Here is a 20,911-nt window from a genome sequence, read left to right on the forward strand (position 1 = left end):
TGGCGCCGATGGACGCCGAGACACCTATGACGACCGCAACTTTGGAAGCCGAGCGAACGAAGACGCTGTCCGACCCGGACTTCAAGGCGGCGTTGCAGCAACTCCGGCAGTCGGACAACGTCTCGAACTGGTGGTACATCACTCGCACGTACCTGTACCTCGCCGTCGTCATCGGCGCGACGGTCGCCTTCTACGAGTACCTGCGGCAGAACGACATTACTTGGTTGTGGGCCATCCCGGTCACGCTCGTGTCGATCGTACTGGTAGGGGCCGGGCAGCACCAACTCGGCGGGTTGGCCCACGAGGGCGTTCACCACATCCTCTTCCGCAGCCGCCGGTTGAACGACTTGGCCTCCGACATCTTCACGATGTTCCCGATCTTCGGGGCAACGCACCTCTACCGGCTTCAGCACCTCGCGCACCACCAGTTCGTCAACGACCCCGACCGCGACCCCGACGTGTCGCAACTCCAGACCAGCGGCCACTGGCTGAAGTTCCCCGTCGGCAAGGCGCAGTTCATGAAGACGCTGGCGAAGCAGTTGTTGATCTTCAGTCTGATCCGCTTCATGCGGGTGCGGGCACAGTACAACGCCACCGGCACCGACAAGAACCCCTACGCGAAGAAGGGCGAGAAGCAATCGAAGGCGGCCGTCCGCGTCGGCGTGGCGTTCATTGCGGCGCTCTTCTTCGCGCTGATCGGCCTCTACTTCCTCGCCGACCCAGTTCTGCTCGTGGCCGTGCCGGTCGCGATGTGGCTGGCCGTGTGCGCGATCTACTGGCGGATGCCGGCGGACAAGTTCAATCAGAGCCGACTGCACCCGGTCATTCCGATGCGGTATATGACTATGCTCCGCCTCGGCTACGTTACCGTTGTCTTCACGACCCTGGCGAACGTCACCTTTCACACGGGTGCCCCGGCGTGGCTGTACTACTACCTGCTCTGGCTGCTGCCGTTGTTCACGGCGTACCCGTTCTTCATGATCCTCCGGCAGATCGTGCAGCACGGCAACGCCGACCGCAGTTGGCTGACGAACACCCGCACGTTCATCGTGGGCCGGTTCATCAACTTTGCCGTCTTCCCGATGGGCCAGGATTACCACCTGCCGCACCACATGTACGCCAGCGTGCCGCACTACCGGCTGAAGAAACTGCACGACCTGCTGATGAACTACCCGGAGTACGCCGAGGAAGCGGTGGTGGTAGAGGGGTACTTCCTGCCAAAAGAACGCCCGCAGGTTCGCCCGACGGTGCTGGACGTGCTCGGGCCGGACTACGCCCGCCGGAACAAGGCGATCTACGTGGACAACACCGTCATCGAAGACGATGAACTCGACGAGAAGGATGAGATTCTCAAGCAAGAAGCGATCGTGCGAACCGAAGGGAAGCAGGCGCACGGGGAGTAATCAAATCGGCTCACGTCCCGGTCCCATTTCGCGGCACACCGGCGGCCGATTTCTCTTCAGTTGAGTCCGCTCGCCCGCGGCCGGTCGTAGTCCTTGTTTTTGTCCTTGTCCGTCCGCGTGGTGCAGCCGCACACGGCGGCGAAGGCGAGTACCGCCAGCAGGCTTCGGAAGAGCCGTCGCATGTCGAAATCCTCCCGGGAAACGCACGAGGCGATCGGACTTTGTCCGATCGCCTCGTGGAGGTTGAACCGTGGCTCAGTCGCTTACATCTTGCTCGGCTTGGTGACCGGGGTGCTGCTGCTGCTGCTGCAGCCGACAACGGCGGTCAGAGCGAAGGCGACGAGGGCGATGGCGAGGATCTTCTTCATCTGAAAACTCTCCTGACAGAGGGTGAGAAAACAACCGACCGGAAGGCGGTGTTTGGGTGCTTGTGAAAAGTTACACAAGCGGCCCCAAATCGGCAAGTGGGCGATTCCGCGTAATCGGTCCCACCTACAAGACACGCCCGGGCGAAATTTATTCCCGGAAAAATTCTGTCTTCCTAAGTACGAACTCCATAACGTCTACCGTCACCCAATCGGGAAGCCGTTCGGCCCGGAAAATGGTTCCCGCGAAGTGGGGAATAAACCGCCGGACTGTGGGTCACTCTTTTAGATGAGGATCGCGGCATGGGGTCCGCCGTCGACGTGCGAACGCTGATCGACGCTCACTACGAGTCGCTTTACCGCTACGCCTATCGGCTCAGTGGGAGGGCGACGGATGCCGAAGACCTGACCCAGGAAACCTTCGGCAAGGTCATCCCGCGACTCGGCCAGTTGCGGGAACCGGACCGCGTAAAGGGCTGGCTGTTTCGCATCTTGCGGAACGCCTACCTGCACAAAGTCCGGGACGAACGGCGGGGCAGTTTCGTCCCGCTGGAGGCCGTCGGCGATTTTGCTGCGGAAGACTCGCCCGCGGCCGAGACGCTCGACGTGGACCCCGCGAAAGTGCAGGTGGCACTGAACGAACTGGACGAGACGTTCCGAACGCCGTTGATCTTGTTCTACTTTGAAGAATTCAGCTACCGTGACATCGCCGAGCAGATGGACTTGCCGATAGGGACGGTGATGTCCCGACTGGCACGGGCGAAAACGTACCTCCGGGCGAAGCTGTCGCCCGGGAAAGACTCCGATGGACTGCCCGCACGCTAACCTGTTGCTGATATTCTACCGACCGGACCGCCCGTCCGACCTGTCGGCCGAGGACGCGGCCGCGTTGCAAACCCACCTCGCAGGTTGCCCAGCCTGTGCAGCTAAACTGGCGAAGCAAACGGCCGAAGACCGCTTCCTGTCAGCCGCGGTGCGGAACGTCCCCGTGCCCAGCGGATTGGCGGACCGCCTGAAGCAGCAAGCCCAGTCGCAATTGAAGTGGGCGTGGCGGCGCACTGCGATGAAGTACGCGCTCGCCGCCTCGCTGTTGGTCGCCGGCTACGTCGGTTACGTCGCCGCCACGCGGCCGTCGCTGGACGTGGGCCAACTGGCCGACGCGCAAGACACCCTCTGGCAGTCGCCCGACCGCACCGCGACAGCGTGGCTGACCGCCAACGGCCTGACGAACGCCCTGCCGGAAGACTTCGACCTGAACCTGGTGACCTTCACCGGCCGAAGTGGCCTCCAGGGCGTGCCGACACTGGCGATGCGGCTGGACGCCCCCGGCCGCAACCATGCGTGGGTCTACTTCCTTCGCCCCGGCGACTTCAACCACTCGAAGGCCGAAACCGGCCAGTACACCAGCAACGTCGGCGTGAAGGTCTACCGCGACCTGCCGAACGGCTGGACGGCCGTCGTCCTCTACACCGGCAACAGCCTGAACACCTTCTTGCGGCCGCCCGGTTCGACGATCTGACGATCGAGGTTCGCTATGCCCCCGCCCAACAACCCGGCCGGAGAGTACCGGGCGAACACCACGCCTACGGCCGCGGAGCGCCTCATTGCGATCGAGGCGATTGCCGAACTGCCGAGGGAACTGCGGGCCGCCGTCTCGAGCCTCGGCGAAGCGGACCTCGACACGGTGTACAAGAAGTGGACGATCCGCCAGATCGTTCACCACATCGCCGATAGCCACGTCAACCTGTTCATCCGCTTCAAGCTCGCCCTGACGGGCGACACGCCGCGGATCAACCCGTACAACGAGACCGCGTTCGCGGAACTGGCCGACGCGCGGGAACTGCCGGTCGAGGTGTCGTTACAGTTGCTCGACGCAACGCACGCCCGGCTGACCCACCTGTTGCAGTCGGTGCCGGAGGCCGCCTTCGCCCGCGGCTACTTCCACCCAGAGCACGGTCGCGTGATCTCGCTGAACGAAACCGTCGGCAACTACGCCTGGCACGGCCGCCACCACACCGGGCAAATCCTCTGGCTGCGCCAGCACCGTCTGGGGAAGTAGATTTCGGAGGGTCCGCTTCGTGCATCGCAAAATTCTCAAGCCGTGGCTGTTTGCGGCCCTCGCTGTCGCTTGCGTAGCCACGACTGCCGCCAAGGCTTGTTTAAACTATCTTTCGGACGACTTCAAGAATCGAGGTGAACTCGAATCGATGACGATTGAGGAAGCCCGCGACCGACGCATTCTCGTAACAGAGTTGGTCGCCGAACCGAACGAGATCGTGATCGGCGGCAAGCGAGTTCGGTTCGCAAGAGCGTGGATCGAAGAGCGATCGCTCCCCGGCCATCAGCTCGTCTGGTTTCCGGGGGAACGAAAGATGGGAGGCTGGCGATTCCACGTCGCGATAACTCCATTGGACGGTCTTGGCACTGGTGATTTTAAGGTCGTGACCGCCGGCCGTGGCAAACGGCTGTATGAGACCCGCACCTCTTCACAAGGGGATAGCGTCTTCATCCTCCCTCTCGACCGGCCGGACGTGTCTGGATTACTACTGCGGGTCGTTCGAGATGAAGAAGCAGACTGGGATGGCCCGTTCATTCTGTTCACGTCGGGCCGGTGACGTCCGAAGCCTGTCGCGAACCTTCGGTCGGGATTGAATTTCTTCGCCCGCATGCCGAAGCAACTGCCAGCGAAGTCTGGTCCACATCTCCGGGTTGCTGCAATATCTGAATCGGACGAAAGCCCAGGGACGACCGTCCCTGGGCTTTCGCCCATTATCCATTCCGCTTCGCCTCCAATTCTTCCCAGCGTGCGTACAGCTTCGCCACGGCTTGCTCCGCTTCCTCCAGCACGCGGCACGCTTCCGTGAGCACGGCGTGGCCGGCGGTCGCGGCTCGCTCGACTTCGGCTTGTCGGACGGTCACTTGCTCCTCGGCAGCATGGATGGTCGCCTCCATCCCTTCGAGTTCCTGCTGTTCCTTGTAACTCAGCTTCTTCGCTTTCGCGGCCGGAACCTTCGCCACGGCGGCCGGCTTCGCCTGGCACGGCCGCCACCACACCGGCCAAATCCTCTGGCTGCGCCAGCACCGTCTGGGGAAGTGAACCTTTGCCCGTTCGCGGCCGTCCTCGTTCGTATGCCCTCCTTCGCACCGTGCGTGTTCGTGCCGTATCGTCTGCGGAAGCAACTCCCCGCGAATGCCGTCGTCTACGACGTGAGCAGTTACGCCGACGACCCGTACTGCACCCTTAGCCCGATGTGGCCCCACGGCGGCATTCCCGTGCCAGGGATGCTCGGTACGACCAGCGATTCGGTCGAGGGCATCTGGCAGGGCTTGAAGCTGATCGACGGCAAAACCGCCCCGCGCTATTTCAAGGGCCAAGGTCACAAGCGCGGCGGCAAGCCCCGCGGCCATCAGTACGGCGACAAGTTGCTGAAGATCGTCGAAGCCCGGGAGAAGGTGTACCGCGTGGCCTACGAATGGATGCTGGACCACCGGGCCGACCCGGAGTTACTCGCCGAGTTCGTACGGCAGGCGTTCGCCGGAGTAACGCAATACTTCCATGACGTGAGCAGTAACGGCAGCATCGGCAACCCCGACGAAGGCTGGGCCCATGCGGCCGTGCTGGTGCAGTACCTGAACCGCCGGTGTCGTCGGAGTATGGATTAGGGTAGAGTAATTGGCATGAAATCGCTGTTATGGGCAGGTATGGTCATCCTCGTGATGGCCGGAATGATGTTGTTGCTACTGACCGATGTGCGGCGTGGTGTCGGGTGGTTTGATCAACCAATCATCGTTGACTCGGATAAACCGATTCAGCGAGTCGTGTACTTCGAGTGCAACGAGGATGACGGCCGGTGGTGGCTGACGGCCTCGCGGAGTGATCAAGAGAAAGGTGCCGATGTCCGCGAAGCCAAGCGAACCACGGATCAATTCATTGCTCGCGTCAAGTTTACCACTCGCACTCCGCCCATCGGTAGTACGACCTTCTACCAGCGCACGCATTTGGGGTTACGCCTCGAATTCGTCGACGAGACGTGGGCCACCTTTGCTATCACGATTCCGCCTGGCCGCGGTCAGACCGCAATCAAAATCGTGGCGCGTTAACACGGCTCACCCCGTCCGCTTCGCCTCCAACTCTTCCCACCGCGCGTACAGTTTCGCCACGGCTTGCTCCGCTTCTTCTAGCACGCGGCACGCTTCCGTCAGCACGGCGTGGCCGGCGGTCGCGGCTCGCTCGACTTCGGCTTGCCGGACGGTCACTTGCTCTTCGGCGGCGTGGATGGTCGCCTCCATCCCTTCGAGTTCCTGCTGCTCCTTGTAACTCAGCTTCTTCGCCTTTGCGGCCGGAGCCTTCGCCACGGCGGCCGGCTTCGCCTCGGCCTTCGTCGCGGTCGCGGCCTTGTCGTAGGCGGTCAGCCACTGACCGACGCTGCCGAACGGGGCGGAACGACCGCGGCCGTCGAGGCCGATCACTTCCGTACAGAGGCGGTCCATCAGTTCGCGGTCGTGGCTGACCAGCACGATCGCGCCGGGGAAGTCTTCCAGGCTGTCTTCCAACACTTCCAGGGCGGGAATGTCCAGGTCGTTCGTCGGTTCGTCGAGGAGTAGCAGGTCGGCCGGGCGGAGCATCAGTTGCGCGATCCGCACGCGGGCCTGCTCGCCGCCGGAGAGGGCACTCAGTTCGATGTCGAGTTGTTCCGACTCGAAGAGGAACCGCCGGGCCCACGACGCGACGTGGATCGGCTGATCGCGGAAGACGACGGTGTCGTTGTTCGGCGACAGTGCCCGCCGCAGGGTCTGGCTCAGGTCGAGCGACGAGCGGCCCTGCTCGAAGACTTCGACGCGCAGCCCGTCGGCCCGCGTCACGGTGCCGGCGTCCGGCGGCAGTTGCCCGCCGAGCACCTTCAACAGCGTACTCTTGCCCGAACCGTTCGCGCCGAGAAGGCCGAGTTTCATGCCAGGGGACAGGATGAGATCGACGCCGGAGAAGAGTTCGCGGCCGCCGAGCGACTTCGAGACACCCGCGGCCGTGATGAGCTTGCGCGTCTGCCGACCGCTGCCGGCGAAGTCGATGGTCGCGGCGTTGGCGGAGGCCGTGCGGTAGTTCAGTTCCGCGAGTTCGGCCCGGCGTTCGTGGGCCGCCTCGATGCGGGAACTCGCCTTCCGCGTGCGGGCGGCGGCCTTCCGGCCGAGCCACTCGGTTTCGCGGCGGACTTGATTCGCCACGGCGTCGCGCTGCCGCATCTGCGCTTCGAGGAACTCGGCCCGTCGATCTGCGAAGTTGTCGTAGCCGCCGCTCGCGCGGAACGCCCCATCGGGGTAGACACGGTCGATTTCCAGAATCTCCGGGGCCACCGCCCGCAGGAAGGCCCGGTCGTGCGTGGCGACGAGGTAGCCGAAGTTCGCACTCTTCAGGAACTTTTCCAGCCAGACGACGCCGGGCAGGTCGAGGTGGTTAGTCGGTTCGTCCATCAGCAGGAAGTCGGGCTCCTTCGCCAACTCGCGGGCGAGGGCCAACCGCTTCCGCCAGCCCCCGGAGAGCGTGTCGGCCCGGATGTCGCGGTCCTCGAAGCCGACTTGCGTGAGGGTGATGGCGGCACGGGTTTCGCGCTCGTGGTCTTCGAGGTGCGCGTCCGCGAGGGCCGCCACGATCACTTCCGTGGCCGTCTGCCCGGCCGGAAACTGGTCGTCTTGCATCAGGTAGCCGACGCTCGCCCCGCGGCGGATCGTGCGATCCCCGGCGTCCGGCACTTCCAGCCCCGCGAGGAGTTTGAGCAGCGTCGATTTGCCCGCCCCGTTCGGCCCGATGAGGCCGATCTTCTCGCCCACCCGCAGGTCGAAGGACAGGTTCGCGAACAGCGGCCGGTGGGAATAGCTCTTCGACAGTTCACGGGCACTCAACAAAACGCTCATGCCGGTCTCACGCGGTGCGGAACGGAAAAGGGCATTCTATCGAGTCGGGCGGGTGAGAATCGGCTTCCCTCCGGCGCGGCCTCGCCTTACGATGTGGGTGGTCCCCACCCCGTCGGAGAGTCCCCGTGCGACCCCTCCTCGCCCTGTTCGCCAGCCTCACCCTCTCGGCCATCGCAACCGCGGAAGAACCGATCGCCCGCGGCACCGTCGAGTACGTGCCGCCGGTCGGCGACGAGAGCGTGTCGGAACGGTTCCGCCTGCCGAAGCACACCTTCGAGTGCGAGTTCCAACTCAAGTACGACCTGCCGATGAGCGGCGTGACCGTCTCGACGCTACGGTTCCCGTCGCCGGTGGTGACGCCGCACCCGGAGAACAATACCGTCCATTGCGAGTACTTCGCCCCGACCGGCAAGACGAACATTCCGGCCGTCCTCGTGCTGGACATCCTCGACGGTGCCCAGGTCGTCTCCCGCGGCGAGGCGATGTGGCTGGCCCAGAACGGCGTGGGCGCGCTCGTGGTGCAGATGGCCTACTACGGCCCCCGCCGGCCGACGAAGGAGAAAGTGCGCCTCTTGTCCGTGGACATCGAGCACTCGGTGAAGGCGGTCACACAGACGGTCCTCGACTGCCGGCGGGCGACGGCGTGGCTGGCGGCCCGGCCGGAGGTGAACGCGAAGAAGCTCGGCATCGTCGGCACCAGCCTCGGCAGCTTCGTCGGCGGCGTGACGGCGGCGGCCGAACCGCGACTGACGTCCGCGTGCCTGCTCCTCGGCGGCGGCGACCTCGTCGATGCGTTCTACAATCACCCGAAGGCGGCCCCGTTCCGCAAGGTGAACGAACTGTTCGGTGGCAGCAAGGACGCACTCAAGAAGCTGATCGACCCGATCGACCCGATCACCTACGCGGCGCAGTTGAAGCGGAAGGACTTCCACCTGCTGCTGATCGCCGCCAGCCGCGACGACGTGGTACCGCCGGCCGCGATGAAGCGGCTGTGGGAGGCGACCGGGCAGCCGAAGATTCTGTGGCTGGACGCCACGCACGTCGGCGCGGCCGCCTACGTCTTCCCCGTGATGAAGGCCGTGATCCAACACATGAAGGACGAGTGACCGACTCGCGCAGCCGTATGCCGTTTTCGACGACCACCATGAACGCCGCCGCTGGCCGTGTCCCATGCGGCCACTGCGGGGCGAAAGTCGCCATCCCCGCCGGGCACAGTCGCGCGAAGATCCGTTGTGAAGCGTGCGGCTACTACGCCGACGTGCCGCCGGAGTTGCGGTCGGCGGAGGCCGCCCCGCCCCCGGACGACCTGCCCGTCATCACCCCCGCGCCACCGGCCGAGGACACGCCCCGCCCGCGAAATCGCTCGGCCGAACCGCCACCCGTCGAGCGGTCCCCGCGCAAGACGAAGAAACCGACCGCGAAGGCCCGGCCGAACCCGGACCCAGCCGACCCGCGGCCGCAGTTCGAGATGTCTGACGACGCGCCGCGGGGACCGAACCTGCTCGAAGGCACGCAGGACGAGGACGACGACAAGCCCTATGCCGTGCCCGGCGACGGCACGAAAGCGTGCCCCGAGTGCAACTGCCGGGTGCCGCTCGACGCGACGATGTGCGTCCACTGCGGCGTGGACTTCCAGAGCCGGCGGAAGCCGAAGAAAGCGTTCCAGCCGATCGACCAGGCGTGGGAACCCCGGATGTCGCTGCAAACGCGGTTGAAGATTCTCGCCGGGCTTCAGGTCGTGAACCTGCTGTTGATGCTGCTGATCTCCAACGCGGGGAGTTTCGCGGGCGGGGTGCTCTCGCTCCTCTTCCAGGGCGGGCTGCAAGCCTTCCTCCTCGGCAGCTACGAGAAGCTCCTCGTGAAGAGGACCGCGAAGGGGCAAGCGACGCTAACGGTCCAGTGGCGGATCGCCTTCGTGCCGGTCGCGCCGATCAAGGTCGACTGGAAGAAGAGCCACGCCATCGGCCCCATTGCCACGTACACGCCGGGGTTGGTGGAGTGGTTCACGTTCATTTACCTGCTGTTCCTGTTCGTGCTGCCGGGCGTGCTGTTCTACTTTTACGTGATCCACCCGGTCCGCTTTCAGATCGTGCTGTGCGACAACTACGGCAGCACCGATCAGGTCATCTTCCGCACGACGAGCCAGGAGCAGGCCGACGAGGTTTGCAGCGTGACCAGCACGGCCACCGGCCTGCAATACCGGCCGGTGATGTGAGAAAGCCGTCACGCGATTCCTGATTTTGCGCGCAAGACCGCTCCGAGTTGAGGGTTTCTCTAGTGGAAAGGCCGCACCGGCCCCAACACCAAGAGGATGCAAAAATGCGAGTCAAATCCATCGCCCTCGGCACGCTGGCCGCCATCGGCCTGTTCGCCCTGTCCGACACGAAGGCGTCGGCCCAGTACATCGTGTCGCCGGCCCGGACCTACGTCGTCCCCGCCCCGGTCTATCGGCCAGCCTATGTGGTTCCGGCCTACGGCTACGGCCCGGCTTACGGCTACGCCCGTCCCGGCGTCAGCTTCGGGTACAGCAGTGGCTACGTCCGCCCCTACGGGTACGGCGGGTATGGTGGCGGCTACTACGGCGGTCGGGGGTACTACGGCCGCCCGGGCGTGTCCTTCGGCTTCAACTTCCGCTAACGCGACCCACCGCGAAAAGTAAAAGCCCCGGCGAATGCCGGGGCTTTGCTGTTTCTGGGGACCATCGCCCGCCTTTCGCTTGTCACATCCCCAACTTGGCGAGCACGTTGACCACAGCCCACTGCTCGTCGACGACCTTCTTCCTCTCTTTGAGCACGGTCACGTTCCCGTCGGGTTGTCGGAGCACTTCCGCCATCGCGTCGGCCAAGTCCCGGACGGCGGCGGCGTAATTCTGGTAATACTCCGGCAAGTCCGTGACCAGCGCCTTCGGCAACGGTTGCCCGGCCACGAAGTCGGCGAACGACTGCGCGTTGTCCCGAAGCTTGGTGACCTCCCCCGGCAAGTCGGGCCGGCGAGTCGGATCCACGCGGACGGCTTCCATCACCTGCCGGTAGAGCTTTTCCACCTCCGGCCGGGCGATCGGTTGAAGGGCCACGTCCAGCGATCTCACGTACTCGACTTGCTGGCGATGGTACTCGCTCAACCGCAGGGGTGCCCACCGTTCGGATCGGTTCGCGTACACCGTAAGGCCGACCACGCACCCGGCTGTCAGGAGGACCGTCAACGTCAGGGCGACCCAGCGGGCGACCAGGCCGAACCGCTTCGACACCACGAACAGGCACGCGACGACGAAGCCGATGATGCCGCCGCCGAAATGCCCCGCCCAGCTCACGCCCGGCACGAAGCTCACCGCGATGTTGATGACGAAAAGGATGCCGAGCCGCTGAAGGCTCTGGTTGACCACCTGCGGCGGGAGGTGCTGCCGGTGTAACAGCAGCCACGCGACGAGAGATGCCATGAGCCCCCAGATCGCCCCCGACGCGCCGGCCAGAAGCGGCTCGGGCTTAATCCCCGTTGCCAAGCAACTGCCGCCGATCGCCGCGGCGACGTACAGCAACAGGAACCGCCGTCGGCCCCAGATCGACTCCGTCAGGCTGCCCACACTTGCCAGGGCGTACATGTTCATGAACAGGTGCAGGGCACCGATGTGGACGAACGCACTGCTCAGGAGCCGCCACCACTCCCACCGGACAATGTCCAAACCGAAGACGGCCCCGAGGCGGTGAAGCAAGTGCGGATCGCCGTTTGCCAGGTACGCATTCCCGGACCGGCCTTCGTGGACGGCCAAGGCCAAACCGACCAGGAACCAAAGGACGTTGAGGACGATCAACACCTGTACCACCAGCGGCGGTCGCGGGGCGAAAAGCGCCTGACGGGCTTCCTCGCCGCGGTCGAAGGTCGTGGGCGGTTCCGCGGCCACCGGCTCTCGGCTCGGTCGCGGCTCGGCCAGCAGCTTCGCCAGCTTCTGCGGTTCGTGGACCAACTTCGCCCCGTCCGGCGTGATGCCGTACCCCTGCCCCAGCCCCTTCACCCAGTCCTGCACGCGGATCAAGCCGGCGTGCCGCAGGGCCGTGATCGGCTCGTCGAGCGATTCCCGCGGCACGTTCTCCTGCTGGGCGTACACCGCCGGGAACCACGCGCGGTCGCCCGCGGCGGCGACCCACCCCAGCACGATCGCCGGGGTCGGCGGAAAATTTTCGATTGTCGTCTCGTCGTCGGCTGTCATGTTCGGCATTATGTCGGGTGGGACGCCCGTTGTCGATTGCCGAGGTGCCGAATGGACGCAAATTGGTTGGTGGTGGCCGACGAAGTGCGAGCCGCCGTGGCCGACGGCCGCCCCGTCGTGGCCCTGGAATCGACCCTGATTGCGCACGGCCTGCCGTGGCCGGCGAACCTGGAGACGGCCCGCGAGAGCGAAGCCGCCATTCGTGAACAGGGGGCCGTGCCCGCGACCATCGCCGTCCTCGGTGGCGTGCCGACCGTCGGCCTGACCGCGGCGCAGTTGGAAGAAATTGCGACGCGGGAAGGCGTGTGGAAGGCCAGCCGCCGCGACCTCGCCGCGGCGGTGGCGTTGAAGAAGCACGCGGCCACGACGGTGTCGGCGACGATGGCCCTCGCCCGCGCGGCCGGCATTCGCGTCTTCGCCACCGGCGGCATCGGCGGGGCCCACCGCGAGTCGGACTTCGACATCTCCGCCGACCTGACGGAACTCGCCCGCACGCCGGTGCTGGTCGTCTGCTCCGGGGCGAAGTCGATCCTCGACCTGCCGCGGACGCTGGAGATCCTCGAAACTTACGCGGTGCCGGTGCTGGGCTACCAGACGGAGCAGTTCCCGACGTTCTACACGGCCGGTGCGGTCGGGGCGGTGGCCCGCGTGGAATCGCCCGCGGAAGCAGCCGCCGTGTTCGCGGCCCACGTCCGCATGGGCGGCGGCGGCGGTGCGGTGCTCGCCCAGCCGTGCCCGGAGGCGGTGGCGATTTCCGCCGAGGAGTTCAACCTCGCGCTGAATGAAGCCGAGATCGACGCAACGGCCGAGGGGATCGCGGGTCCGCAACTGACGCCGTTCCTGCTCTCGCGGTTGGCCGAACTGACCCAGGGGAAGACGCTGGCGGCGAACCGCACGCTGATCGTGAACAACGCGACGCTCGCCGCGCAGGTGGCGAAGGAATTGCTGTAATGAAGAAAGCCCGCCCGTCGTGACGACGGGCGGGCTTCGGCGATTTGCACTTCGAACACCTTACCCGACGTACGCCCCGCCGACGAAGGTCGAGTCGAAGGCGTAGTACGAGTCGATGTCGGCCCCCGTCACCGCGTTGATGACCCGCACGCGGGCCGCCCCGCCGGAGCCGGGCACGGTGACGAGGTCGGCCTTGCCGTCGCCATTCACGTCCTGGGCCGCCACACGGACGCCGCCGGTGAAGGTCGACTCGTAGGCGAACGAATTGTACAGCACCGACAGGTCCAGGCCGCTGAAGACCTGTGCCCGCGGGCCGCCGCCGGCTTCGGCCCCGACGATGATGTCCGGCTTGCCATCGCCGTTGAAGTCGCCGACGGCGAGGTTCACGCCGCCGGTGAAGCTGGCTTCGTACGGGGCGAAGTCGCGGATCGGCGTGGCGGCGACGTTCGTCCCGTCGAAGACCCGCACGCGGGTCGGCACGCCCATGCCGGTAGTGGCCACGATGTCGGCCCGGCCGTCGCCGTTGAAGTCGCCGGCCGCCACCCGCACCCCGCCGCGTTGGGTCGAGTCGAAGGCGAAGAAGTTGTTCAGCACCGACCCGTCGGCCCCGCTGAACGTCGTGATCCGCGGCCCGCCGCCGACCTCGGCCCCGACGATGATGTCGGCCTTGCCGTCGCCGTTCACGTCGCCGACCGCCACGAAGGTGCCCCCGCGGAAGTTCGGCTCGAAGGCGAAGAAGTCCATGATCGGCAGGCCGGTCGCCCCGTCGAACACGCGGGTCCGAGGGCCACCGCCGACGCCGGTCGTGGTGACGATGTCGTCGATGCCGTCGCCGTTCACGTCGCCCTGGGCCACGCGGACGCCGCCGGTGAAGCTGGCTTCATACGGCGTGATGCGGAACTTCTCGCCGCCGGTCGCGTAGTCCATCACCCGCACGAGCGGGGCCATGCCGACGCCCGACGCGATGACGGTGTACGCCGACGCCCGCGTCGTGTTGCTCGTGCTGAACGTGGGAGACGATTGGACGAGCGGCGACGACGGGCCACCGGGGGTGGTGTCGTGCACGTCGTTCGGGTTGGTCCCGCCGGTTCCGCCAGTGCCGCCGGTGTTCCCCGACGAGCCGAGGAAGTCGGTCTTCGACGGGTCGGTGGGGGGCACGACCGGGGACCGCGGGGCGACCCCGAAGTTCAGGTTCCCGCGGGTCACTTCGGGCGTCGTCGAGACGTTCGAGAACAGGTTCGGCGTCGCCGTCGGGGCCGGCGTCCGGCGGTCGTCGATCTGTTCGCACCAGTCGAAGTAGACCGCCGCGTCGGCCGCCGGCAGCGCACCGCGGGTCACCGAGTAGATGCCCGGCGGAAGGATCGGGAACGAGTAGTGCCCGCTCGCGTCGGTGAGGATCGTCAGCCCGCCCGGCACGTCCGCGGCCGTCAGCGGCCGCGAGAACGAGGTGCCCGCGAAGGCCGTGCCGCTGATCGTGATCGGCACGTTCGCCAGGGTTGCTTCGCCCGCGTCGAACGTGCAGTTCTTGTTCGCGTCCACCCAGACGTACCCGGCCACCTGGGTCGGCTGGTACTCGCCGAAGTTGTAGTTCTGCCCGTCGTCGTTCGCGACGAGCGTCACCGTGAGTTTGTCGTTCGCCGGCGAACTGCCGCCGAGCGTGCCCGGCGTGTCGAGGCCGTCGAGCAGGCCGGCCGGCTGCGTCTCGCTGATCGTGTACGTTCCCGGCGTTAGCCCGGTGAACTGGTAGAAGCCGTCGCCGTTCGTCTTCGTCGTCGCCACCACGACGCCGTTCGCGTCGGTGAGGGTGATCGTCACCACGCCGATCGGCGTGTCGCCGGTCGGCGACGTTCCCCGGACGTACTTCCCGTCGAGGTTCGGGTCGCGGTAGACGTACCCGGAGACCTGCGCGATCGGCGGGGCGACGAGGCCGAAGTCGCCGTTCACGAAGTTGTTGCCGTCGGTGTTGCCCTCGATCAGCGGGGCACCACCGGGGGCAAGGGTGACGTTCGCCCGGATGGACGTGCCGACCTGCGAGCCAATGTTCTGGTTGCCGGTGTTCGCCGTCGGGTCGACCGTCACCGGGGTCAGCGTGTAGCCGGTCGGCGGCACGAGTTCCACGATGTACGAGCCGGCCACGAGGTTCGTGAACTGGTACTTGCCGTCCGCGCCCGTCGTGGCGGACACCACGACCGAGCCGTCCGGGTTCAAGAGCCGGACCGTCGCCCCCGGCAGCGTGACTTCGCCCGCGTCGAGGGTGCCGTTCAGGTTCTTGTCCACGAACACCGTGTTGCCGAACGACAGCGGTTGGATCAGGCCGAAGTCTTGCCGCAGGTTGTCGAGGCCGTCCGGGTTCGTGGCCCCCGGCGTGAGGGTGACCGTCGCGGTCGAGATCGTGCCGCCGGCCGTCGCCGAGCCGTGGTCGGCGTTGTCGGTGCCGTCGCTAATCCCCGGTTCGAACGCCCCCGTCGCGCTTCCGTTCGTGCCGGTGCTAGTCGCGTAGCCGGCCGGCGTGACGATCCGCACCAGGTACGCACCGGACGTGAGGTTCGAGAACAGGTAGTTGCCGTTCGCGTCGGTGGTCGTGTTCGCGAGGACGTTGCCGTTCTGCAACAGTTGCACCGACACGCCCGCGAGGCCGGTTTCACCCGTGTCTAGGACGCCGTTGTTGTTCGTGTCCACGAACACGAGGTTCCCGATGGCCTGCGGCTGGTAGAATCCGAAGTCCTGCCGCAGGTTGGCCTTGCCGGATTCGTCCGGATTCGGGGCCACGGCCGGGTCGGTGAGCGTCACCGTCGTGCTGGCGGCGTTCGGCGTGGTCGGGTCGATGACGCCGTGGTCGGTGCTGTCGGCCGTGAAGACGCCGTCGCTGTTGCGGTAGCCGGCCGGGGCCACCACCTGCACCGTGTACGTGCCCGGCGGCAGGTTGTCGAAGCGGTACGCCCCGGCCCCGTCCGTCGTGGTGAAGCCGATCTGGTTGCCGCCCGCGTCGCTCAGGATGACCGTCGCGCCGCCGATGCCGACCTCACCCGCGTCGAGGGTGCCGTTGTTGTTCGCGTCCTCGAACACGAGGTTGCCGAGCGACAGCGAGATCGGCGAGTACAGCCCGAAGTCCTGCCGCAGGTTCGCGAAGCCGGCGCTGTCCGGGTTGCCGGCCGTGCCGGGGTCGGCGATGGTGATGAGTTCGGTCTGGACGAACGTGCCGGCCGTGGTGCCGTGGTCCACGCTGTCGGCCGTCTGGCCGGTCGAGGGTTCGAACGGCCCGGTCGGGGACGTGTTCCCGACGCCGTTGCCGGTGCTGCTGGCGAGGCCCGCCGGCGGGGTGATCCGCACGCGGTACTGGCCGGGGGCCACCGGGAACTGGTAGAGGCCGTTGGCGTCGGTCGTCGTGCTGGCGAGTACGGCCCCGGTGGAGTCGAGCAAATCGACGGCCACGCCGGCGATGCCGGTTTCCCCGGCGAGCGGGTCGAAGCTGCCGTTGTTGTTCGCGTCCCGCCAGACGAGGTTGCCGAGCAGAACCGGGCGGAACAGGCCGAAGTCTTGGGCGAGGTTCGCCGTGCCGCCTTCGTCCGGGTTGCCGGTCGGCAGGAGCGTCACAGTCGTGCTGATGAACCCGCCGGCCGTCGTGCCGTGGTCGGCGTTGTTGGCGGTGATGCCGGTCGCCGGCTCGTACGGGCCGGTCGCCTTCCCGTTCGCGCCGGTGCTGCTGATGAACCCGGCCGGCGGGGTGATGCGGACGGTGTAATTCCCGGCCGCGAGGTTGTTGAAGCGGTACAGGCCGTCCGCCCCGGTCGTCTGCGCGCCGAGGACGTTGCCGCCCGCGTCGAGCAGTTGCACCAGCACGCCCGGCACGGCCGCGTCGGTACCGTTGAACAGGCCGTCGTTGTTCTTGTCTTCGAAGATGAAGTCGCCGATCGCGAGCGGGCGGAAGAAGCCGAAGTCCTGCCGCAGGTTCGCGTCCTTGGCCGTGACGACCGTGTCCGGGTTGCCGCCGATGTCGGTGAGCGTGACCGTGGAGGTCACGAACCGCCCCGACGTGTTCAACGACAAAATCGTGCCGTGGTCGGAGTTGTCGACGTTCGTCTGCGGGGCCGGTTCGAACGGGCCGGACGCGCTTCCGTTCAAGCCCGTGCTCGTCGTGAAGCCGGTCGGCGTGGTCACGATGATAGTGTACTGGCCCGGTTGCAGGTTGGAGAACAGGTACCCGCCACCGCCCGCCGTCGTGGTAGAGGCGATCACGGTGCCGGCCCCGTCGGTCAGACTGACGCCGACGCCGTCGATGCCCTGTTCGCCCGTGTCGAGGACGCCGTTGTTGTTCGCGTCCTCGAACACGAAGTTCCCGATCGCCAACGGCTGGTAGAAGCCGAAGTCCACGGTCAGGTTTGCCTGCTTGTCGAGCGTGCCCTGCGGGTTCGCCCCGGCGACGAGGTCGCCTTCGTTGGCCGGCAGGTTCGCTCCCGGCCCGAGGATCGCCACGCCGCTGCGGACGAGGCCACCAGTGATCGTCGTGCCGCTGTCATCGCTGTCGGTCACGGTCGGGGCGGCGATAGCGGTCGGGGCCGGCTCGAACGGGCCAGACGCGCTGCCGTTGGTGCCGGTGCTCGACCGCGTCCCCACCAGCGAGCCAACCGTCGTGTCCACGACGACGACGTAGCTGCCCTGCACGGTGTTCGTGGCCGAAGCGCCGAGGAGGTCGTCGAAGCGGTAGTACCCGCCGCCGGCCGTGGCCGTCGTGCGGAAGGCGGCCGCACCAGCGTTCAGGTTGCCGCTCGCGTCGAAGTCCGTCGGGCGGTACAGGCGAACCGTCGCCCCGTCCACGCCCGGCGTACCGCCGTCGCCGCCGTCGATCGTGCCGCTGTTGTTCTTGTCCAGCCAGACGCGGTTGCCGAGGCTGTACGATCGGACTAGGCCGAAGTCCTGGACGAGGTTGTCCACGCCCCCGAGCGTGACCGTGTTCGCGCGGATGGTGAACCCGGTCGGGACACTGCCGGCCGTGGCCTTGCCGTGGTCCTGGTTGTTGACGACGCTGTTCCCCGCGGCCAGGGTGGTTTCGAACGTGCCGTTAATCAGGTCGGCCCCGCTGCCGGTGCTGCTGCGGTAGCCCGCCGGGCCGACCACCTCAACGATGTAATCGCCGGGCACGAGGCCCGTGAAGAGGTAGTTGCCGACGTTGTTCGTCAGCTGGGTGAAGAGGAGCGTGCCCGTGCCGTTGTAGAGGTTGACCGTGACGTTCGGGATGCCGACTTCGCCGTTGTCGAACAGGCCGTCATTATCGGTGTCTTCCCAGACGAGGTTGCCGAGACTCACCCCGGTGACGAACCCGGCGTCGATGTTGTGGTTGCTGTTGCCGACAGGGTTGGCGGTCAAGTTCACCACCGCCAAGGCCGACGTGCCCGACGCGGTGAAGTCGGAGTTGCGGAGGTTGCCGTTGGCGTCGTTGGTCGTGCCGTTGCCGGTGTGGGTGGCGTTGGCGGTCGTCAAGGTCAGGCCCGTCAGAGGGGTCTGTTGGGTGCCCGAGACGTTGGGGATGGTGATCTGATACTGCCCGCCGTTCACCAGCGTCGCGATGCCGTACTTCGCACTGGCCGTGTTCGTGCCGATGCCGTTGCTGAAGTAGTAGTTACCGTTGGCGTCGGTGACGGCCGTGGCCAGGAGCACGCCGGCCTGGGAACGGAGTTCGATCGTGACGCCCGAGATGCCGTTCTCGCCAGGGTCTTGCACGCCGTCGCGGTCGGTGTCGAGCCACACGCGGTTGCCGATTTCGACCGGCGGATCGGTGGCCTGAATGGCGACGAGGTCGCCGAGGCCGTTCGCCTTGCCGAACGTGCCGTTCGGGTCCGACGGGCTGATCGCCCCTTCGTCCCGGCTGTAGATCTGGTATGACTTCTCCAAGGTCCCGGAGGTGGAACTAAACCACCGCACACCGCCGGTCCGCAGGCTCCCCAGGTAAACGGGGTCGAAGTGCGTGTTCAGAATGCTGTTGTAACCCGGCAATTGGGCGACGCCGCCGAGACTGGTTCCCCCGTGGCCGCCGCCCGCCCCCCCGTTGCCGTAGTCGTCCTGGCTGTAGTATTCGCCGCCCGCTGGGCCCAAGTTACTGCCAACCCCCGTGCCGGTCTGACCGGGCGGGTTCGGGTTGGCCCCGTTTTGCTCAAGCGAGAACGCCCCGCCGTTCACGAACGCCTTCAGGAGTTCGCCGGACGCCACGCCTTCCACCCGACCGGCGGGGTCGCCGTTGAGCGACGGGCCGGCCACCGGCCCGTTGGACTGCGTCCCCCGGCCGGTCTGATCGCCGTTCCGGTCGCGGATGCTGATGGTCAGATTGCCCTGCGTGTCGAAGGCCAGCCCCGACAACATCGGCTGGGGGTACTGCGAGGCGAAGCCGGCGTCGATCGCGGGGTTGGGGGCGGCGGGATTGGCCGCCAGCACCCGGTCGTACGTCGGCGACCAGGGGTTGTAATTGTCACTGCCGCCGAAGCTCAACCCACGGTTGTAGCTGAGGTCGAAGCCGACGCCGTTACCCGTCGTGTCGTTGACCAGCGACGCGCCAAACGTGTTCGTCGCCGGGTTGAAGGCGTACACGTAGCCGCGGAGGTTTGCCCGCACCGCCGGGGTGCTTTCGGCCGAGTCCACGAGGCCGACGTAGACAAGCCCATTCTGAACCTGCACCGCCCAAGCCCGCACGTCCGACGCGGCCACGCCCGCCGGAGTGGGGACGCTAATCGCCCGGATGTTCGAGGTGTTGGCCGTACCGTCCGGGTTCACCGAAATGATGTACAGGCGGTTGTCCGCGAGGTTCATCACGTAGACGGTGCTGCCGTCGGCGCTCACGTCGAGGCCGCCGAACCCGCTCTTGCCGACCGCGTTCCAGCCGGTGTTGTCGCCGTCCCGGTCGTAGTCATACCCGGCCGCGGCGCGGGCGGTGAAGTACGCCCCGAACCCGCCGGTCGTGTCGATGGACGGAATCGCGGTGTTCGTGCTGATATCGGTTGCGGAGAGCCCCTGGAGGTTGATCCACACGTTCGCCGTGGTCACGGAGTTGGGCGTGTCGGTCGCCGGCAGGTCGAAATTGAAGATCGCCCCGGTCGGGTTGGCGACCGGCGCGAGGCCGCTGTGCCGCTTCACGAACGCCGCCGCGTAGCCTTCTTTCTGAGTCCGGTTGTACCCGAGGCCCCAGGTCGTACCGACCACCGATGCGGGAATGGCAATGGCGTGCTCAGCCGGCGTCTGCACGTTCGACTGCGTCGAGTCCAACTGCTGCACAGAACCCGATGCGTACGGGAAACTGATGATGGCCGGGGTCGTGTTCCCGACGGCCGTACCGTACCGGTACTCGGACGTGATGATGAGCGGATTGTCCTGGTAGTAGTCGATCGCCCGGACGACGCCGAGGTTGGCGCTGCCGGCCCCGTCGGTGACGAACTGCGTCGTCGTGGCGTTGCCGTTCGCGCCTCCGTGCGGCCCGGCGACGTAACCCGCGGGCAGCCCGGTGAACTCGACGCGGTATTGCTGACCGGCCGTCGTGGCGTTCGTGGACCACGCCCCACCAGCGGCCGTCGTGGTCTGCGCGACCTGAGCGCCGGCCGCGTTGTAGACCGTCACCGTCACGCCGGCCACGCCGACGTCAACGGCCGTGGAGATCGTCCCGATTTGGCCCGCGTTCCCGGGGTTCGTACCGCCGAGGTTCGTCAATTGGGTCGTCGTGTCGAAAACGCCGTTGGCGTTATAGTCCTGGAACACGAAGCCCGAAACGGTCGGCACCTCCCGAGCTTCCAGCGCCAGAGTGCCCAGTTTGATACTGCGAGCCTCAAGGGGCCGCGGGGCGCAGATCAGGGGGCGGCGCATCAGGGCACGGGCACGCCGAACGAAGAACGACTCTGGGGACATCAGTCGAATCCTCTCGATGGAGAAAGTCGCGGAATGGTTCGGCCGCTTCCCGCAGCCGCATGATGATCCAAAAGCTCGACGAGGTGGATCGTATGGGTCGTCAACTTACCCAACTTACCGAAACCGCGTCCGAACGGCGAACGGGGGGCGAGCCGTAACGCACCGACTGTCGAGTGTTGGGTGGTAGCTTGAGA

General features: G+C 66.4%; 17 protein-coding genes. 11 read left to right on the forward strand and 6 right to left on the reverse strand.

The window, feature by feature from the left end:
* Positions 1-26: 26 nt before the first annotated feature.
* On the forward strand, positions 27-1,403 hold the full coding sequence (locus PX52LOC_RS03800; protein WP_168218789.1) for a fatty acid desaturase family protein: 1,377 nt from the start codon (positions 27-29) through the stop codon (positions 1,401-1,403).
* Positions 1,404-1,459: 56 nt separating this feature from the next.
* Here PX52LOC_RS03800 and PX52LOC_RS43255 read toward each other — a convergent pair whose 3' ends face one another.
* Both PX52LOC_RS43255 and PX52LOC_RS41890 read right to left on the reverse strand, forming a co-directional pair.
* Entirely contained in the window at positions 1,460-1,585 is a 126-nt protein-coding gene (locus PX52LOC_RS43255) for a hypothetical protein (RefSeq protein ID WP_261345055.1), read from the reverse strand.
* Positions 1,586-1,666: 81 nt separating this feature from the next.
* The gene (locus PX52LOC_RS41890; protein ID WP_218575278.1) at positions 1,667-1,771 is read right to left on the reverse strand and encodes a YgdI/YgdR family lipoprotein; all 105 of its coding nucleotides are present in this window, start codon (positions 1,769-1,771) and stop codon (positions 1,667-1,669) included.
* A 300-nt stretch (positions 1,772-2,071) separates the two neighbouring features.
* Between PX52LOC_RS41890 and PX52LOC_RS03805 the strand changes: the two genes are divergently transcribed.
* The 4 genes from PX52LOC_RS03805 to PX52LOC_RS03820 are packed head-to-tail and all read left to right on the forward strand — an operon-like array spanning position 2,072 to position 4,383.
* Positions 2,072-2,593: an RNA polymerase sigma factor gene (locus tag PX52LOC_RS03805; RefSeq protein WP_149108839.1), complete on the forward strand. Its 522-nt coding sequence runs from the start codon at positions 2,072-2,074 to the stop codon at positions 2,591-2,593.
* On the forward strand, positions 2,574-3,287 hold the full coding sequence (locus PX52LOC_RS03810) for an anti-sigma factor family protein (protein WP_149108840.1): 714 nt from the start codon (positions 2,574-2,576) through the stop codon (positions 3,285-3,287). The genes PX52LOC_RS03805 and PX52LOC_RS03810 overlap by 20 nt, the downstream gene beginning before the upstream one ends.
* 15 nt (positions 3,288-3,302) lie before the next feature.
* Entirely contained in the window at positions 3,303-3,827 is a 525-nt protein-coding gene (locus tag PX52LOC_RS03815; RefSeq protein ID WP_149108841.1) for a YfiT family bacillithiol transferase, read from the forward strand.
* A 19-nt stretch (positions 3,828-3,846) separates the two neighbouring features.
* Positions 3,847-4,383, forward strand: a complete 537-nt coding sequence (locus PX52LOC_RS03820; RefSeq protein WP_149108842.1) for a hypothetical protein — start codon at positions 3,847-3,849, stop codon at positions 4,381-4,383.
* Positions 4,384-4,537: 154 nt separating this feature from the next.
* Here the strand turns inward: PX52LOC_RS03820 and PX52LOC_RS42295 are convergent, their stop codons facing one another.
* Positions 4,538-4,822, reverse strand: coding sequence for a hypothetical protein (locus PX52LOC_RS42295; RefSeq protein WP_246173644.1), 285 nt, complete (start codon positions 4,820-4,822; stop codon positions 4,538-4,540).
* A 75-nt stretch (positions 4,823-4,897) separates the two neighbouring features.
* On the opposite strand from PX52LOC_RS42295, the gene PX52LOC_RS42300 reads away from it, so the two are divergent.
* Complete coding sequence (locus tag PX52LOC_RS42300; protein WP_246173645.1) at positions 4,898-5,431, forward strand: DUF6939 family protein; 534 nt, start codon at positions 4,898-4,900, stop codon at positions 5,429-5,431.
* A 15-nt stretch (positions 5,432-5,446) separates the two neighbouring features.
* Positions 5,447-5,869, forward strand: coding sequence for a hypothetical protein (locus PX52LOC_RS03835; protein WP_149108845.1), 423 nt, complete (start codon positions 5,447-5,449; stop codon positions 5,867-5,869).
* A 6-nt stretch (positions 5,870-5,875) separates the two neighbouring features.
* Here PX52LOC_RS03835 and PX52LOC_RS03840 read toward each other — a convergent pair whose 3' ends face one another.
* Positions 5,876-7,678: an ABC-F family ATP-binding cassette domain-containing protein gene (locus PX52LOC_RS03840; protein WP_149108846.1), complete on the reverse strand. Its 1,803-nt coding sequence runs from the start codon at positions 7,676-7,678 to the stop codon at positions 5,876-5,878.
* A 125-nt stretch (positions 7,679-7,803) separates the two neighbouring features.
* Between PX52LOC_RS03840 and PX52LOC_RS03845 the strand changes: the two genes are divergently transcribed.
* The 3 genes from PX52LOC_RS03845 to PX52LOC_RS03855 all read left to right on the forward strand — a co-directional run bounded on the left by PX52LOC_RS03845 (position 7,804) and on the right by PX52LOC_RS03855 (position 10,315).
* Positions 7,804-8,784 (forward strand): alpha/beta hydrolase family protein, encoded by a 981-nt coding sequence (locus tag PX52LOC_RS03845; protein ID WP_149108847.1) that lies wholly within the window; start codon positions 7,804-7,806, stop codon positions 8,782-8,784.
* 38 nt (positions 8,785-8,822) lie between these two features.
* The gene (locus tag PX52LOC_RS03850; protein ID WP_149108848.1) at positions 8,823-9,893 is read left to right on the forward strand and encodes a hypothetical protein; all 1,071 of its coding nucleotides are present in this window, start codon (positions 8,823-8,825) and stop codon (positions 9,891-9,893) included.
* Positions 9,894-9,997: 104 nt separating this feature from the next.
* Entirely contained in the window at positions 9,998-10,315 is a 318-nt protein-coding gene (locus PX52LOC_RS03855; RefSeq protein WP_149108849.1) for a hypothetical protein, read from the forward strand.
* Positions 10,316-10,397: 82 nt separating this feature from the next.
* Here PX52LOC_RS03855 and PX52LOC_RS03860 read toward each other — a convergent pair whose 3' ends face one another.
* The gene (locus PX52LOC_RS03860; RefSeq protein WP_149108850.1) at positions 10,398-11,882 is read right to left on the reverse strand and encodes a rhomboid family intramembrane serine protease; all 1,485 of its coding nucleotides are present in this window, start codon (positions 11,880-11,882) and stop codon (positions 10,398-10,400) included.
* Positions 11,883-11,933: 51 nt separating this feature from the next.
* On the opposite strand from PX52LOC_RS03860, the gene PX52LOC_RS03865 reads away from it, so the two are divergent.
* Entirely contained in the window at positions 11,934-12,833 is a 900-nt protein-coding gene (locus PX52LOC_RS03865; protein WP_149108851.1) for a pseudouridine-5'-phosphate glycosidase, read from the forward strand.
* 60 nt (positions 12,834-12,893) lie between these two features.
* Here PX52LOC_RS03865 and PX52LOC_RS03870 read toward each other — a convergent pair whose 3' ends face one another.
* The gene (locus PX52LOC_RS03870; protein WP_168218790.1) at positions 12,894-20,591 is read right to left on the reverse strand and encodes an SdrD B-like domain-containing protein; all 7,698 of its coding nucleotides are present in this window, start codon (positions 20,589-20,591) and stop codon (positions 12,894-12,896) included.
* Positions 20,592-20,911: the final 320 nt, after the last annotated feature.

It is taken from the genome of Limnoglobus roseus, assembly GCF_008254045.1.
Taxonomy (GTDB): domain Bacteria; phylum Planctomycetota; class Planctomycetia; order Gemmatales; family Gemmataceae; genus Limnoglobus; species Limnoglobus roseus.

Excerpts from the sequence above, each read along its gene's own strand:
- PX52LOC_RS43255 (WP_261345055.1), bottom strand. The coding sequence starts at position 1,585 with ATGCGACGGCTCTTCCGAAGCCTGCTGGCGGTACTCGCCTTCGCCGCC.
- PX52LOC_RS03850 (WP_149108848.1), top strand. The coding sequence starts at position 8,823 with ATGAACGCCGCCGCTGGCCGTGTCCCATGCGGCCACTGCGGGGCGAAA.
- PX52LOC_RS03835 (WP_149108845.1), top strand. The coding sequence starts at position 5,447 with ATGAAATCGCTGTTATGGGCAGGTATGGTCATCCTCGTGATGGCCGGA.
- PX52LOC_RS03840 (WP_149108846.1), bottom strand. The coding sequence starts at position 7,678 with ATGAGCGTTTTGTTGAGTGCCCGTGAACTGTCGAAGAGCTATTCCCAC.
- PX52LOC_RS03855 (WP_149108849.1), top strand. The coding sequence starts at position 9,998 with ATGCGAGTCAAATCCATCGCCCTCGGCACGCTGGCCGCCATCGGCCTG.
- PX52LOC_RS03800 (WP_168218789.1), top strand. The coding sequence starts at position 27 with ATGACGACCGCAACTTTGGAAGCCGAGCGAACGAAGACGCTGTCCGAC.
- PX52LOC_RS03815 (WP_149108841.1), top strand. The coding sequence starts at position 3,303 with ATGCCCCCGCCCAACAACCCGGCCGGAGAGTACCGGGCGAACACCACG.
- PX52LOC_RS03865 (WP_149108851.1), top strand. The coding sequence starts at position 11,934 with ATGGACGCAAATTGGTTGGTGGTGGCCGACGAAGTGCGAGCCGCCGTG.
- PX52LOC_RS42300 (WP_246173645.1), top strand. The coding sequence starts at position 4,898 with ATGCCCTCCTTCGCACCGTGCGTGTTCGTGCCGTATCGTCTGCGGAAG.
- PX52LOC_RS41890 (WP_218575278.1), bottom strand. The coding sequence starts at position 1,771 with ATGAAGAAGATCCTCGCCATCGCCCTCGTCGCCTTCGCTCTGACCGCC.
- PX52LOC_RS03860 (WP_149108850.1), bottom strand. The coding sequence starts at position 11,882 with ATGACAGCCGACGACGAGACGACAATCGAAAATTTTCCGCCGACCCCG.
- PX52LOC_RS03805 (WP_149108839.1), top strand. The coding sequence starts at position 2,072 with ATGGGGTCCGCCGTCGACGTGCGAACGCTGATCGACGCTCACTACGAG.
- PX52LOC_RS03810 (WP_149108840.1), top strand. The coding sequence starts at position 2,574 with ATGGACTGCCCGCACGCTAACCTGTTGCTGATATTCTACCGACCGGAC.